The sequence below is a fragment of the Agromyces selenitireducens genome (assembly GCF_052748465.2).
In genome coordinates, this window is the sequence record NZ_CM188259.1 from 1,251,897 (window position 1) to 1,266,473 (window position 14,577).

At 70.5% G+C, this 14,577-nt stretch carries 13 protein-coding genes and 1 riboswitch; of the genes, 3 read left to right on the plus strand and 10 right to left on the minus strand.

Features of this window, described 5'->3' with window-relative positions; all coding sequences use genetic code 11:
- Positions 1 to 146, minus strand: a riboswitch (FMN riboswitch).
- Between the two features lie 66 nt (positions 147 to 212).
- Both ACULK4_RS05860 and ACULK4_RS05865 read right to left on the minus strand, forming a co-directional pair.
- Positions 213 to 1,430, minus strand: coding sequence for a hypothetical protein (locus ACULK4_RS05860; protein ID WP_445965591.1), 1,218 nt, complete (start codon positions 1,428 to 1,430; stop codon positions 213 to 215).
- A 68-nt stretch (positions 1,431 to 1,498) separates the two neighbouring features.
- Positions 1,499 to 2,530, minus strand: a complete 1,032-nt coding sequence (locus ACULK4_RS05865; protein WP_445965590.1) for a sugar-binding transcriptional regulator — start codon at positions 2,528 to 2,530, stop codon at positions 1,499 to 1,501.
- A gap of 115 nt (positions 2,531 to 2,645) precedes the next feature.
- On the opposite strand from ACULK4_RS05865, the gene ACULK4_RS05870 reads away from it, so the two are divergent.
- The 3 genes from ACULK4_RS05870 to glpK all read left to right on the plus strand — a co-directional run bounded on the left by ACULK4_RS05870 (position 2,646) and on the right by glpK (position 6,897).
- Complete coding sequence (locus ACULK4_RS05870) at positions 2,646 to 4,394, plus strand: glycerol-3-phosphate dehydrogenase/oxidase (RefSeq protein ID WP_445965589.1); 1,749 nt, start codon at positions 2,646 to 2,648, stop codon at positions 4,392 to 4,394.
- A gap of 194 nt (positions 4,395 to 4,588) precedes the next feature.
- Positions 4,589 to 5,314, plus strand: coding sequence for an aquaporin (locus ACULK4_RS05875; RefSeq protein ID WP_501043378.1), 726 nt, complete (start codon positions 4,589 to 4,591; stop codon positions 5,312 to 5,314).
- 68 nt (positions 5,315 to 5,382) lie between these two features.
- The gene (gene glpK, locus ACULK4_RS05880) at positions 5,383 to 6,897 is read left to right on the plus strand and encodes a glycerol kinase GlpK (RefSeq protein ID WP_501043362.1); all 1,515 of its coding nucleotides are present in this window, start codon (positions 5,383 to 5,385) and stop codon (positions 6,895 to 6,897) included.
- 105 nt (positions 6,898 to 7,002) lie between these two features.
- On the opposite strand, the gene ACULK4_RS05885 is transcribed toward glpK, so the two are convergent.
- The 8 genes from ACULK4_RS05885 to sdhC all read right to left on the minus strand — a co-directional run bounded on the left by ACULK4_RS05885 (position 7,003) and on the right by sdhC (position 14,505).
- Positions 7,003 to 7,800 (minus strand): HAD family hydrolase, encoded by a 798-nt coding sequence (locus ACULK4_RS05885; RefSeq protein ID WP_445965199.1) that lies wholly within the window; start codon positions 7,798 to 7,800, stop codon positions 7,003 to 7,005.
- Positions 7,797 to 8,807, minus strand: coding sequence for a tryptophan--tRNA ligase (gene trpS / locus ACULK4_RS05890; protein ID WP_445965200.1), 1,011 nt, complete (start codon positions 8,805 to 8,807; stop codon positions 7,797 to 7,799). The genes ACULK4_RS05885 and trpS overlap by 4 nt, the downstream gene beginning before the upstream one ends.
- Positions 8,808 to 8,828: 21 nt before the next feature.
- Entirely contained in the window at positions 8,829 to 9,665 is an 837-nt protein-coding gene (locus tag ACULK4_RS05895; protein WP_445965201.1) for an exodeoxyribonuclease III, read from the minus strand.
- A 10-nt stretch (positions 9,666 to 9,675) separates the two neighbouring features.
- Positions 9,676 to 10,962: a YihY/virulence factor BrkB family protein gene (locus tag ACULK4_RS05900; protein ID WP_445965202.1), complete on the minus strand. Its 1,287-nt coding sequence runs from the start codon at positions 10,960 to 10,962 to the stop codon at positions 9,676 to 9,678.
- Positions 10,963 to 11,046: 84 nt separating this feature from the next.
- Complete coding sequence (locus tag ACULK4_RS05905) at positions 11,047 to 11,805, minus strand: succinate dehydrogenase iron-sulfur subunit (RefSeq protein ID WP_445965203.1); 759 nt, start codon at positions 11,803 to 11,805, stop codon at positions 11,047 to 11,049.
- Position 11,806: 1 nt separating this feature from the next.
- Positions 11,807 to 13,618, minus strand: a complete 1,812-nt coding sequence (sdhA, locus tag ACULK4_RS05910) for a succinate dehydrogenase flavoprotein subunit (RefSeq protein WP_445965204.1) — start codon at positions 13,616 to 13,618, stop codon at positions 11,807 to 11,809.
- A gap of 7 nt (positions 13,619 to 13,625) precedes the next feature.
- Complete coding sequence (locus ACULK4_RS05915) at positions 13,626 to 14,072, minus strand: succinate dehydrogenase hydrophobic membrane anchor subunit (RefSeq protein WP_445965205.1); 447 nt, start codon at positions 14,070 to 14,072, stop codon at positions 13,626 to 13,628.
- A 10-nt stretch (positions 14,073 to 14,082) separates the two neighbouring features.
- A complete protein-coding gene (gene sdhC, locus ACULK4_RS05920; RefSeq protein ID WP_445965206.1) occupies positions 14,083 to 14,505 on the minus strand; it encodes a succinate dehydrogenase, cytochrome b556 subunit in 423 nt (140 codons plus the stop codon).
- Between the last annotated feature and the right edge of the window lie 72 nt (positions 14,506 to 14,577).

Sequence of the window (14,577 nt, forward strand, 5' to 3'; positions counted from 1 at the left end):
TCACGTGCCGCCTCCCATCCGGACTTTCACCGTCGGTACCGGAGTTCCACCGGTTCAACCGTTCGCGCGCGGCCGGTCGGCCACGCGCTCCCGGCTCGCGGACTATCACCGCCGGTTCGGACTTGCACCGACCCCGGAGCACGTTTCACTTCGATTCTAGGTCAACGCCGCCGGGCTCCGGCTATTCCCGGTCGGCGCCCGCCGATGTCGCGTCAGCGGCACTCGGCGGCGGCGGCGATCTGCGCGTCGCTCGGACGGCCGTAGGCCTCGATGCCCGAGCCGGGCAGGTCGTAGCCCATGCCGATCGCCCATGCCGTGGCCCACGCCTCGTGATCGCCGCCGAACTCAGGTCCGGCGAAGATCGCGTGGCACTCCTCGCGGAGCACCTGCGTGTGCCCGACCTCGTGCACGACGACGGCCTTCGCGTTCTCGTCCCATGACCAGGCGTTCTCGATGCTCTCGCTGAGCGACACGAGTCCCCAGCCGTCGCCGTCGTCGAAGAACTCGGCGGTACCGGAGAACCAGCCGTCGCTCGAATACCCTCCGACGACGTACGCCCATGCGAAGTCGATCTCGACGCCGTACGAGATCGACCTGGCGAAATCCTCGATCTCGGCCCGGACGGGATGGGCCCCCCGCCGCTCCGCTTCGGCGGAGTGCGAGGTGCGGACGTCTGCCACGGCCGTGACCAACTCGGGCAGCCGGGCGACGCTGCCGGACTCGTACCAGGTGTCGTCGAGCGCACGCTCGAGCGCAGCCCTCGCCCGGTAGGTCGCGTGCGGGCTGGCGTCGAGCGCCGCTGCGGCGGACTCCTTCGCCCCGTCGAGCAGCGCATCGGTGGCGTCGGAGACGGCCCGGGTGGCCGCGGCAACGCGTTCGGTCGATGCCTCGGCAGCGGCTGCGGCCTCGTGCCGGTCCGGGATCAGCTCGATGAGCTCCCACAGGTCGGCGTACCGCTCCCAGGCGGGCGCCACGTCGGCGGGATCGGTGAGCGACGCGATGCCGCCCGCGCCGGCCGGCTCGTCGGCGGCGATCTCGCGGGCCGCGGCGACGGCGGCCTCGAGCGCGGTGCGGTCCTCGTCGGCCACCAGGTCGCCGGTCGGTACCTCGAGCAGGCGCTCGGCACGTTCGGCCGAGGCTGATCCGCGGTCGGCCGCGGCGTCGTACCGCTCGGTCGATTCGTCGTACCGCGCGTCGGCCGCCGACCACTCCGGCCAGACCTGCGCGTGCGCGACCGTCGCGGCGACGTGATGGCCGGCGAGTGCGACCGCGATGACCGCGACGATGGCCGCGCCGGCGCCGATCACGGCCGCGCGACGCGACCCGACGGCAGGCGGCGCAGTCCCCGCGCCGCCGGGTGAGGTCGCCTGATCGGCCTCGGACCCGGCCTCGGGCTCTGAAGATGCCGCGGGCGCGTCGGACGGGTGCATGGGGTCCTCTCGTGCGGCCGTCCGGGGGCCGCGACCATCACGCTACCCTCAGCGGCGGCCGCGTTCGGTCACGATTCCGTCGCGGTCGCCGGGCGCTCCGCCTCATCCTCCACGAGACCGCGAGCCGTGCCCTCGTCGACGATGAGGTCCGTCACGAGCCCGGCCGCCAGAGCGCCCCTGAGGCTCGGAAGCTTGGCCCGGCCCGAGACGACGCAGATGCGACGGGGTGCGCGACGCAGCGTCGCGAAGTCGGGTCCCGTGCCGCGCGCGTTGAGCGCGATCCCATCGGTCGACCCGTCAGCGCGGTAGAACACCGTCGCGACGTCGCCGACCACGCCGTCCCGGCTGAGCCCTCGGTAGTCGGCTCGCTCGAGGTAGCCGCCCTGGTAGACGTGGCTCGGCACCTCGGCGAACGGCGAGCCGATGCCGAAGATGGCGACGTCCATCGCCGACTGCAGGTCGAGCAGGCGCCGCGTGCTCCGCTCGCGCCAGAACGCCTCCTTCGTGGTGGGGTCGTCGAAGAACGCGGGCACGGGGAACTGCTGCACGCGGGCCCCGAAGGCATCGCCGAACCGCCGCAGCAGCTCCGATGCGTACAGGATGCCGGTGGTGCGGAGGTTGCCCGCGCCGTTCAGTTGCACGATCTCGGAGTTGTGCGTCGGCTTGGGCGCGAGGTGGCGGCTCATGGCGCTCATCGTCGAGCCCCAGGCGACGCCGATGGTCTGGTTCGAGTCGATGAACCGGTTGAGAATCCGTGCAGCCGTGAGCGCGACGCGCTCGAGCCGGTCGACGTCGCTGGCATGGTCGGGCACCGGGACGACGTGCGCGGAGACCTCGTGCCGTTCGAGGATGTCCTGCTCGAGCCGGCTCGGCAGGTCGAGCGGCGAGTGGATGGAGATCTCGACGAGCCCGGTCGCGCGCGCGTGGCTCAGGAGGCGCGAGACCGAGGATCTCGAGGTGTGCAGCTCCTTCGCGATGGCGTCCATCGTGAGGTCCTGCAGGTAGTACAGGTGCGCCGCGCGCAGCGCGTCGCGCGTCTTGCCTGAGGGCAGTTCGCCCTCGAGCGCCGGCCCCGCGGCATCCGTCACCGTCATGGTCATCTCCCTTGCACGTTCGTGCATTCCGCTTGCAAGCATGTGCGCCTCTGTCCACGATGTATTCATCCACAGCCGGGCGGACCACGCAACCCGGCGTGACCAGCTCGAAAGGACAGCGATGTCGCCCACCACGTCGCCGACGACGAACCACTCCACGCCCGCACGGCGCCCACGCGCCGAGATCGCGGAGCTCCGGGCCCGCCCCACGGCCGAGGTCGTGATCATCGGCGGCGGCATCAACGGCCTCGCCACGTTCCGCGATCTCGCCCTCCAGGGCGTCGACGTCGTACTCGTCGAGCGCGACGACTTCGTGTCGGGTGCGTCGTCCGCCTCGAGCCACATGATCCACGGCGGCATCCGCTACCTCGAGAACGGCGAGTTCCGCCTCGTCCAGGAGTCGGTGCAGGAGCGCAACTCGCTGCTCAGGATCGCGCCCCACTACGTCAAGCCGCTGCGCACGACCGTGCCGATCTTCTCCACGTTCTCCGGCATCCTCTCGGCGCCGCTGCGCTTCCTCACGCACCGGCAGGGCCGGCCCACCGAGCGCGGCGCGGCGCTCATCAAGGCCGGCCTCACGGTGTACGACGCCTTCTCACGCGACGGCGGGAGCGTGCCCCGCCACCGTTTCGTCGGCCGGACGCGCTCCCTCGCCGAGCTGCCCGCGCTGAACCCGGGCGTGAAGTACACCGCCACCTACTACGACGCGAGCATGCACGACCCCGAGCGCCTCGCGCTCGACGTGCTGCACGACGGCCTCGCCGCGGGGCCGCACGCGAGGGCGGCGAACCATCTCGAGGCCATCGGGTTCGGAGCGAACGGAGTCCGGGTGCGCGACGGGATCACCGGTGCCGAGTTCGACCTCGCCGCCGACGTCGTCGTCAACGCGTCCGGCCCCTGGACCGACCTCACGAATGCACAACTCGGTCGCGACACCGCCTTCATGGGCGGCACCAAGGGATCGCACATCGTGCTCGACCACCCCGAGCTGCTCGAGGCCACCGGCGGGCGCGAGATCTTCTTCGAGCACGAGGACGGCCGCATCGTGCTCATCTACCCGCTCAAGGGTCGCGTGATGGTCGGCACGACCGACCTCGAGCACGACCTGCGCGAACCGGCCGTCTGCACCGAGGAGGAGGTCGATTACTTCTTCGACCTCGTCGCGCACGTTTTCCCAGGCATCGCGGTCGACCGCTCGCAGATCGTCTACCGCTTCTCGGGCGTGCGGCCGCTGCCGCGCCACGACGACACCCAGCCGGGATTCGTGAGCCGCGACTACCGCATCGAGCGAACGGATGCCGACGATCGCCCCGGCACGACCCTGCTCAGCCTCGTCGGGGGCAAGTGGACCACCTTCCGGGCGCTCGCCGAGCACCTCTCCGACGAGGTGCTCGAGCTGATCGGGCGCCGTCGCGCGCGCTCCACGAAGGGCCTGCCGATCGGGGGCGGTGCCGGGTACCCGACGACGGATGACGCGAGGCTGGTGTGGGTCGTCGGCCACGGCGACGGCGTCGGCCGAGACCGGGCCGAGCAGCTGCTCGAGCGGTACGGCACGCGTGCCGAGGCCCTGATCCGCGAGGTCGAGGGCGGCCCGGAGACGCCGCTCGCCGGCCACGAGGCCTACAGCCGCGAGGAGATCGCGTGGATCGCGCGCAACGAACGCGTGGTGCGCCTCGCCGACCTGGTGTTCCGCCGCACGAGCCTCGCCTTCACCGGCGCACTCACGCCCCTGCTCCTCGACGAGCTGGCGGAGGTCGTCGGCGACGAGCTGGGCTGGGATGCCCCCGCGCGCCGGGCCGAGGTCGACGCCACGTGCCGGGTGCTCGCCGAGCGCCACGGCGTGGTGCTGGAGCAGGCCGCGACCGCCTGACGGGCGGGCGCGAATCTGCACAGACGTGCACGCCGGACCGCCGTTCTGCGGCGGAACCGGCGGGTACGTTTCATCGGGGCCGTGAGGCCCTGCCCCATCACCGGGGCGCCGACGACGGTGCCCCGCGTCAACGAAAGAAGGTCAACGTGGACAATCTCGGTGTCGTGTTCCTCTCGGAACTCGTCGGCACGGCCATGCTCGTGCTCCTCGGTTGCGGCGTCGTGGCGAACGTCGCCCTGACGAAGACGAAGGGCTTCGGCGGCGGCTTCCTGCTGGTGAACTTCGGCTGGGGCCTCGCGGTCTTCGCCGGTGTCATCGTCGCCTTCGCGTCGGGCGCCCACATCAACCCCGCGGTGACGCTGGGCCTGGTCGCCAACGGCGTGACCGAGTTCGGCAACGCCGCGGTCGGCACCACGGTCGAGGTCGGACCGCTCAGCGTGCTGACCTACATCGGCGGTCAGCTGGTCGGCGCCATCCTCGGTGCGGTCGTGTGCTGGCTGGGCTACAAGCAGCACTTCGACGACGAGCCCGAGCCCGCGGCGAAGCTCGGCGTGTTCTCGACCGGTCCCGCGATCCGCTCGTACGGCTGGAACCTCGTGACCGAGATCATCGGCACGTTCGTGCTGGTGTTCGTCGTGATCGGCTTCGGCCGCAACGGCGACGCGTCGGGCCTGGCGGCGCTGGGCGCACTGCCGGTGGCCCTGCTGGTCGTCGGCATCGGCGCCTCCCTGGGTGGCCCGACCGGGTATGCGATCAACCCGGCCCGCGACCTCGGCCCGCGCATCGCGCACGCCATCCTGCCGATCAAGGGCAAGGGCGGATCCGACTGGGCGTATTCGTGGGTCCCGGTCGTGGGCCCCGTCATCGGCGGCGTGCTCGCCGGCTGGGCGGCGATCCCGCTGCTGCCGGTGCTCGGCTGACCTCGCGGCATCCGCTCACCCACCACCGCATCACCTCATCCATTCACTGACAGCAACGGAGTTCTCAGATGGCTGACCACATCCTCGCGATCGACCAGGGCACCACCTCGTCGCGCGCGATCATCTTCGACAAGAAGGGCTCGATCGTCTCGACCGGGCAGCTCGAGCATGAGCAGATCTTCCCCAAGGCCGGCTGGGTCGAGCACGACCCGATGGAGATCTGGCGCAACACGCGCGAGGTCATCGGGCAGGCCCTCGGCAAGGCCGACCTGACCCGGCACGACATCGCCGCGGTCGGCATCACCAACCAGCGCGAGACCGCCGTGGTCTGGGACAGGAACACCGGCGAACCGGTGTACAACGCGATCGTCTGGCAGGACACCCGCACGCAGCCCATCGTCGACCGCCTCGCGGCCGACGGCGGCGTCGAGCGGTTCAAGCAGGACGTCGGCCTGCCGCTGGCGACCTACTTCTCGGGCACCAAGATCGTCTGGATCCTCGAGAACGTGCCGGGCGCCCGCGAGAAGGCCGAGGCCGGTGACCTCCTCTTCGGCACCACCGACACGTGGGTGCTGTGGAACCTCACCGGCGGGGTCGACGGCGGTGTGCACGCGACGGATGTCACGAACGCGAGCCGCACGCTGTTCATGGACCTCGAGACCCTGCAGTGGGACGACGAGATCCTCGGCATCTTCGGCGTGCCCCGTTCCATGCTCCCGGAGATCAGGTCGTCGTCCGAGGTGTACGGCACCGTCGAGGAGTCCAGCCTGCTGCGCGAGACGCCCATCGCGGGCATCCTCGGCGACCAGCAGGCCGCGACCTTCGGCCAGGCCGCGTTCGCGGCCGGCGAGGCGAAGAACACCTACGGGACGGGCAACTTCCTGATCTTCAACACGGACACCGAGATCGTCCACTCGAAGAACGGCCTGCTCACGACGGTCGGGTACAAGCTCGGCGACCAGCCCGTGCACTACGCGCTCGAGGGCGCGATCGCCGTCACCGGGTCGCTCGTGCAGTGGCTGCGCGACAACCTCGGGATCATCTCGTCGGCCGCCGAGGTCGAGGAGCTCGCGACGTCCGTCGAGGACAACGGCGGCGCGTACTTCGTGCCCGCGTTCTCGGGGCTCTTCGCCCCGTACTGGCGTCCGGACGCCCGCGGCGCGCTCGTCGGCCTGACCCGGTACGTGAACAAGGGACACATCGCGCGGGCGGCACTCGAGGCGATCGCGTTCCAGACGCGCGATGTCGTGGAAGCCGTGAACGCCGATGCAGGGATCGACCTCACGGAGCTGCGCGTCGACGGCGGGGCGACGGCCAACGACACCCTGCTGCAGTTCCAGGCCGACATCCTCGGCGTGCCGGTCGTGCGTCCTGTCGTCGCCGAGACGACCGCGCTCGGTGCCGCGTACGCCGCGGGCCTCGCCGTCGGCTTCTGGTCGAACCTCGACGACCTCGCTGAGAACTGGCAGGAGGACCGTCGCTGGGAGCCGAAGATGGACGCCGACGAGCAGGGCCGTCTCGTGCGCAACTGGAAGAAGGCCGTCACGAAGACGCTCGACTGGGTCGACGACGACGTCCGCTGACCTTCCTGCGGGTCGAGGAGCGGGCGCAGCCCCGTCTCGAGACCGTTCGTCCGATGGGCGATGTCTCGAGAGGCCGCTGCGCGGCTCCTCGGCCCGTGCCCGCGTCTACGGGGTCTCGAACGCCGTCGCGAGCAGTCCGGGCAGCTCCGCGAGGGTGCGGATCTCGTGCACGCCCGCGGCCGCGGCATCCGTCGCGTCGGGTTCCGACGGCCGGGCGCCCGACCGGTTGAGCCACACCCCGATGAGTCCCGCCCGGGCCGCCCCGATCGCATCGGTGCGGAGCCGGTCGCCGACGTACGCCGCCGCCCAGACCTCCGCATCGGCGGCGAACCGGGCGACCGCGACCTCGAAGATCCGCGGGTCGGGCTTCGTCACGCCCTCGGCGCCGGATGCCACGAGGTGCTCGATGCGCCCCGGATGGCCGACCTCGAGTCCGAGCCGCACGAGCTTGGCGAGCTGGAACTCGATCTCGCCGTTCGTGATGATCCCGAACCGCACGCCGGGCAGCGCCGCCTCGAGCGCGTCGAGCGCCGGGCCCACGTCGTCGTGCAGCGCCCACGACTCCCGGTAGCGCTCGAAGTACCTCGCGAACCATACGCCGGCCGTCTCGTCGTCGATCGCGTCGCCGTGGGCGAGCGCGAAGTCCGTCGCCCGGGCGCGGCGCTGCCCCTCGAAGGACAGTTCGCCGGCGAGATAGGAGTGGTAGTGCCGCTCCTCGAGCTCGTGCCACAGCGCCTGCGCCGCAGCGAGGTCGCCGGAGTACGCGCGTTCGCGCATGTGCAGGGCGATGCCCGCGGCGACCGCCTCGCGGTGCGCCATGAGCGTGTCGTCGAGGTCGAACAGCACCACCGGCCGGCCGCCGCCGGGGCCGCGGGCGGATGACGAGGGCGGTGTCGTGCTCACCGCCGCCGCAGGAAGCCGACACGGTCGTACACCTGCGCGAGCGTCCGCTCGGCGCGCTCCGACGCCTTGTCGGCGCCGATCGCCAGGAGCCGGTCGAGCTCGGCCGGATCCTCCATCAGTTCGAGGGTCCGCTCGCGGATCGGGGCGACCCGATCGACGACGACCTCGGCGAGATCCTTCTTCAGGTCGCCGTAGCCCCGGCCCTCGTAGGCCTGCTCGAGCTCGGGAATCGTCCGGCCCGTCACGGTCGCGTAGATGTCGAGCAGGTTCGCGATGCCGGGTTTCGCCTGCGGGTCGTAGCGGATCTCGCGCTCGGTGTCGGTGACGGCGCTCTTGATGCGCTTCGCGATGACCTTGGGGTCGTCCATCAGGTTGATGAGGCCGTTCGGACTGGCCGCGGACTTCGACATCTTGGCCGTCGGCTCCTGGAGGTCGTAGATCCGCGCCGACTCCTTCGGGATCATCGCCTCGGGCACCACGAAGGTGTCGCCGTAGCGCGAGTTGAAGCGACCCGCGAGGTCGCGGGTGAGCTCGAGGTGCTGGCGCTGGTCATCGCCCACCGGCACGAGGTGCGTGCCGTAGAGCAGGATGTCGGCGGCCATGAGCACCGGGTAGGTGAAGAGGCCGACGGTCGTGGAGTCGGCGCCGAAGCGCGACGACTTGTCCTTGAACTGCGTCATCCGGCTCGCCTCGCCGAAGCCGGTCAGCGTGCCGAGCACCCAGGCGAGCTCCGCGTGCGCGGGCACCTGCGACTGCACGAAGAGCGTCGACCGCGAGGGATCGACCCCGGCGGCGAGGTACTGCGCGGCCGTGCGTCGCGTCGCGTCGCGCAGCGCCGACGGTTCCTGCGGGACCGTGACCGCGTGCAGGTCGACGACGCAGTAGATCGGGTCGTGGTCGTCCTGCAGGGCGACCCAGTTCACGAGCGCGCCGAGGTAGTTGCCGAGGTGGAGCGAGTCGCCCGACGGCTGCATGCCGGAGAAGACGACGGGACGTGCGGAGTTCATGTTCGGTGGGGTCCTCAGGGTTCAGATGGCGTAGTCGACGACGACGGGGGAGTGGTCGGACCATCGCTCGTCGTACGCGTCGGCGCGATCGACGGAGTAGGCCGTCACCGCCTCGGCCAGCGCGCGGGTGGCGAGCTGGTAGTCGATCCGCCATCCGCTGTCGTTGTCGAACGCCTTGCCGCGCCACGACCACCACGTGTAGGGACCGGGCACCTCGCCGGCGACGCGACGACCGACGTCGACCCAGCCGAGGCCGGCGCCGGCGTTGTACGCATCGTCGTCCTCCGCGCCCATGAAGCGGTCGAAGTACGCGCGCTCCTCGGGGAGGAAGCCGGCGCGCTTGACGTTGCCCTTCCAGTTCTTGATGTCGAGCGTGCGGTGACCCACGTTGAGGTCGCCGACGACGACCGCGAGCTCGTGGCCGGCCAGCTGCGACATCCGCTCGCTCATCGCATCGAGGAATCGGTACTTCTCGACCTGCTTCGGGGAGTCGGCCTCGCCCGAGGGCACGTAGCAGCTCACGACGGTCACGATGCGGCCCGCGACCTCGTAGTCGGCCTCGAGCCAGCGACCCGCGGTGTCGTGGTCGGTCTCGCCGAGCTCGACGCGGTGGATGTGCGCGTCGGCGCGGCTCGCGATCGCGACGCCCGCGCGGCCCTTCGCGCTGGCGGGGTCGTGCAGGATGCTCCACTCGTCGCCGAGCAGCGCCGCGAGGTCGTCGGTCGACGCGCGCACCTCCTGCAGGGCGAGGATGTCGACGTCTCGCGCCGCGAGCCAGTCGCCCATGCCGCGCCGGAACGCCGCCCGCACACCGTTCACGTTGGCACTGGCGACGCGGAGCGGGGAGGCGGAGGGCATGACTTCGATCCTAGGCGAGCCCGCCGACGCCGCCGTTCCGGCGCCGACCGCGACGCCGCCGCGCGGCCGCCTCGGCCTCCGCCGCCTCGAGAGCACGCTCCGCGTCGACCACGGCGAGCTCGGCGTCGGCGAGGTCGGCCTCGGCACGGGCGAGCTTCCGACGGCCGCGGAGCCAGCCCAGCCAACCGGCGTCCTCCATGGCGTCGCGGATCGTCCGGACCCTGCGGCGCTGCTCGGCGGACTCGGCCCGCCGCTGGGCGAGCAGCGCTTCGGCCGCCCGCTGGTCCGGCGTCACGGGCCGGAGCGTGTCGTCCGCGTCCGCCGTCTCGATCGCGATCCACGCCGCGGCGACGAGGATCACGATGCTCGCGAGCCGGAACCACAGCAGGAGGCCGATGAAGACGGTGAAGGTCGCGAGGAGCGGGTTGTTCGTGGTCGCCGTGACCAGCACGCCGCCCAGCACGTGCAGCGCGCTGAGCGCGCCGGAGCCGAGCAGGGAGCCGGTCCACATCCTCCGCCACGGAACCGCGGCTCCGGAGAGGAAACGGAACAGCACCGCCAGCGCGATCGTGTCGATGACGAAGACGACCACGAGGGAACCCAGGCGCAGGCCGTTCGACATCACCGGCGAGGCGGCATCCGCCGGGAGCCCAAGGAGGTCGAGCAGCGCGTCGAGCAACGTGGTCGCGACGATCGACAGCAGGGCGGCGACGACGAGCGCGAGCCCGAATGCCAGCGAGGCGAGGAAGTCGCGGGTCTTGAGCAGCACGTACGAGCGATCGTCCCGCGGCAGGCCGAAGGTGCTCCGCACCGCCAGGCGCGTATAGGTGATCCAGCTGATGGCGGTCCAGATCAGGCCGGCGAGGGCGACGGCGCCGGTCAGCCCGAACAGGCTCGTGCTCGCCTCGGTGACCTCGACGAGGTCGTCGGTCGTGATCAGCCCGTCGGGGCCGATGAGCCCGGGCGCATAGGTGTTGATCAGCGTCACGAGCGCGCCGAGCGTGTCGGGGCTCGAGACGAGCCACAGTCCGGCGATCGCGAACGCGACGTAGATCGCCGCGAACGTCGCGAACAACGCCTGGTAGCTCATGCCCGCCGAGAGCAGGAAGCCGTTGCGCTGCAGGAAGTGCCGCCACACGCGCACCGGGAAGATCTCCATCGTGCGGCGAGTGAGATCGGTCACGCGCGCGATCGGCTCGTCGAACCGCTGACGCAGGTCGACCCCGTTGGAGTGGCGCGTCGAGCCCTTCGCGGACGCATCCCCGGCGTCGCGCCCCACGTCACCGCGATCTCCCACGCGATCACCCTAGCCAGAACGCCGCGTGGCGGACGACGACGGGGCCGGCATGCTGACGCCGGCCCCGTCGTGAATCGACGACGTCTACGGCTTCCCGCGCAGGATCGCCTGCTTGACCTCGGCGATCGCCTTGGTCACCTCGATGCCGCGCGGGCATGCGTCGGTGCAGTTGAAGGTCGTGCGGCAGCGCCACACGCCCTCCTTGTCGTTCAGGATGTCGAGGCGCACCTTCGCCTCGTCGTCGCGCGAGTCGAAGATGAACCGGTGCGCGTTCACGATCGCCGCGGGGCCGAAGTACTGCCCGTCGGTCCAGAAGACCGGGCACGACGAGGTGCACGCGGCGCACAGGATGCACTTCGTCGTGTCGTCGAAGCGCTCGCGCGCGGCGACGTCCTGGATGCGCTCCTTGCCCGGCTCGGGCGTGGTGCTCGCCTGCAGGAACGGCTGCACCTCGCGGTAGCTCGCGAAGAACGGCTCCATGTCGACGACGAGGTCCTTCTCGAGCGGCAGGCCCTTGATCGCCTCGACGTAGATCGGCTTCGTGATGTCGAGGTCCTTGATGAGCGTCTTGCACGCGAGGCGGTTGCGGCCGTTGATGCGCATCGCGTCCGAGCCGCAGATGCCGTGCGCGCACGACCGGCGGAACGTCAGCGAGCCGTCCTGCTCCCACTTGATCTTGTGCAGGGCGTCGAGCACGCGGTCGGTCGCGTACATCTCGACGTCGAAGTCCTGCCAGCGCGGCTCCGAGTCGACCTCGGGATCGAACCGGCGGATCAGGAACGTGACGGTGAACGACTGCAGCGCGGCATCCGTCGACGTGGTCTCGAGCGTGGCGGTCGTCACGTCAGTACTTCCTCTCCATCGGCTGGTATCGGGTGATCGTCACCGGCTTCCAGTCGAGCCGGATGTGATCGGAGGCGATCGACGAGTGCGGGTCGCCCGACAGGTACGCCATCGTGTGCTGCATGAACTTCGCGTCGTCGCGGTCGGGGAAGTCGTCGCGCATGTGGCCGCCGCGGCTCTCCTCGCGGTTGCGCGCCGACTCGACGACGACCTCGGCGAGGTCGAGCAGGAACCCGAGCTCGACGGCCTCGAGCAGGTCGGTGTTGAACCGCTTGCCCTTGTCCTGCACGGCGATGTTGCGGTAGCGGTCGCGAAGGCCGGCGATGACGGATGCCACGTGCGTGAGCGACTCCGCGGTGCGGAACACCTGCGCGCCCTTGTCCATCTCGTCCTGCAGCTCCTTGCGGATCGCCGCGATCCGCTCGGTGCCGTTCGAGTCGTGGAGCATCTCGAGCATGCGGCGGATGTCGCCCGCCGGGTCGTCGGGCAGCGGCGTGAAGTCGACGCCCGAGTTGACGTACGCGACGGCGTTGCGGCCGGCGCGCTTGCCGAACACGTTGATGTCGAGCAGCGAGTTCGTGCCGAGGCGGTTCGACCCGTGGACGGAGACGCACGCGCACTCGCCGGCGGCGTAGAGGCCCGGGACGACGGTCGTGTTGTCGCGCAGCACCTCGGCCTCGACGTTGGTGGGGATGCCGCCCATGGCGTAGTGCGCGGTCGGCATCACCGGTACGGGCTCGTACACCGGGTCGACGCCGAGGTAGGTGCGCGCGAACTCGGTGATGTCGGGCAGCTTGGTCTCGAGGACCTCGGCGCCGAGGTGCGTGCAGTCGAGCAGCACGTAGTCCTTGTTCGGGCCGGCGCCGCGCCCCTCCGCGACCTCCTGGACCATGCAGCGCGCGACGATGTCGCGCGGCGCGAGGTCCTTGATGGTGGGCGCGTAGCGCTCCATGAACCGCTCGCCGGAGGCGTTGCGGAGGATCGCGCCCTCGCCGCGCGCACCCTCGGTGAGGAGGATGCCGAGGCCCGCGAGGCCGGTCGGGTGGAACTGGAAGAACTCCATGTCCTCGAGCGGAAGGCCCTTGCGCCAGATGATGCCGACGCCGTCACCCGTGAGGGTGTGCGCGTTCGAGGTGGTCTTGTAGATCTTGCCGAAGCCGCCGGTGGCGAAGATCACCGCCTTGGCCTGGAAGACGTGCAGCTCACCGGTCGCGAGCTCGTACGCGACGACGCCCGACGGCTGGGGCACGCCGTCGACCTCGGTCATGACGAGGTCGAGCGCGTAGAACTCGTTGTAGAACTCGATGCCGAGCTTGACGCAGTTCTGGAACAGCGTCTGCAGGATCATGTGGCCCGTGCGGTCGGCGGCGTAGCACGCGCGTCGGACCGGTGCCTTGCCGTGGTCGCGCGTGTGGCCGCCGAAGCGGCGCTGGTCGATCTTGCCGTCGGGAGTGCGGTTGAACGGCAGGCCCATGTTCTCGAGGTCGATGACCGCGTCGATGGCCTCGCGGGCGAGGATCTCGGCGGCATCCTGGTCGACGAGGTAGTCGCCGCCCTTGACGGTGTCGAACGTGTGCCACTCCCAACTGTCCTCCTCGACGTTCGCGAGGGCGGCCGCCATGCCGCCCTGCGCCGCGCCAGTGTGGGAACGCGTCGGGTACAGCTTCGAGATGACGGCCGTCTTCGCGCCGGGGCCGGCTTCGATCGCGGCGCGCATGCCGGCGCCGCCGGCGCCCACGATGACGATGTCGAACTGGTGGTGGTGCACGCCGTCGACGATCGTCGACTCGGCGCTGGCGGTCTGGGGGTTCACGTGACTCCTATGCGGCGGGGCAGAACGAGGGGAGCAGGTCGGCGGGCGATCCGGCGGGGCACGGGTCGAACGTGAACACGACGAGCGTGCCGAGCACGATGAGCACGGCGGCGGATGCCACGAGCGCGAGCTTGAGCAGTTTCTGCACGGTGCCCGGGTTCGTGTAGTCGTTCACGAGCGTCCGCATGCCGTTGGCACCGTGGATCAGCGCGAGCCACAGCATGAGCACGTCCCACCACTGCCAGAACGGAGAGGCCCACTTGCCGGCCACGAAGCCGAAGTCGATGGCCTTGACGCCCTCGCCGACCACGAGGTTGGCGAACAGGTGGCCGAAGATCAGCACGAGCAGGATCACGCCGGAGGCGCGCATGTAGATCCAGCCCCACTTCTCGAGGTTGACGCCGCGCCTGGGCGCGGGCCGGGCGGGGGTGCGCGGGGATTCGATGACGGTCATCTCGGCGCTCCTACTCGCTGAAGACGTTGATCAGGTGGCGCGGCGTGAACGCGAGCATGGTGAGCACCCACAGTCCGATGACCACGTAGAAGAGGACCTTCTGGTTGCGGGTCGCCCACGACCAGAAGTCGACGAGGATGACACGGAGGCCGTTGAACGCGTGGAACACGATCGCGCCCACGAGCGCGACCTCGCCGAGGCCCATGATCGGGGTCTGGTAGGCGGCGATGACCGCGTTGTAGGCCTCGGGGCTCACGCGCACGAGCGACGTGTCGAGGATGTGCACCAAGAGGAAGAAGAAGATCGCGACTCCCGTGATGCGGTGCAGCACCCACGACCACATACCCTCGCGGCCGCGGTAGAGCGTGCCGCCCGGCTTCTGCGTCGCCGGCTCGTCGGGTGCGGTCGGGGTCCGTGTCGTCGTTGTTGACATGGACAACCCTCCTGGCGGTGTGCGTCGCTCGCCCGACTGTGGGCGCGACGGGACCGATGGCCCGGCTCCGAG

Bases quoted from the DNA above. Each gene is read 5' to 3' on its own strand.
- ACULK4_RS05915 (WP_445965205.1), bottom strand. From the start codon at position 14,072: ATGACCGTCATCGAATCCCCGCGCACCCCCGCCCGGCCCGCGCCCAGG.
- ACULK4_RS05860 (WP_445965591.1), bottom strand. From the start codon at position 1,430: ATGCACCCGTCCGACGCGCCCGCGGCATCTTCAGAGCCCGAGGCCGGG.
- trpS (WP_445965200.1), bottom strand. From the start codon at position 8,807: ATGAACTCCGCACGTCCCGTCGTCTTCTCCGGCATGCAGCCGTCGGGC.
- ACULK4_RS05870 (WP_445965589.1), top strand. From the start codon at position 2,646: ATGTCGCCCACCACGTCGCCGACGACGAACCACTCCACGCCCGCACGG.
- glpK (WP_501043362.1), top strand. From the start codon at position 5,383: ATGGCTGACCACATCCTCGCGATCGACCAGGGCACCACCTCGTCGCGC.
- sdhC (WP_445965206.1), bottom strand. From the start codon at position 14,505: ATGTCAACAACGACGACACGGACCCCGACCGCACCCGACGAGCCGGCG.
- ACULK4_RS05895 (WP_445965201.1), bottom strand. From the start codon at position 9,665: ATGCCCTCCGCCTCCCCGCTCCGCGTCGCCAGTGCCAACGTGAACGGT.
- ACULK4_RS05865 (WP_445965590.1), bottom strand. From the start codon at position 2,530: ATGACCATGACGGTGACGGATGCCGCGGGGCCGGCGCTCGAGGGCGAA.
- ACULK4_RS05875 (WP_501043378.1), top strand. From the start codon at position 4,589: ATGCTCGTGCTCCTCGGTTGCGGCGTCGTGGCGAACGTCGCCCTGACG.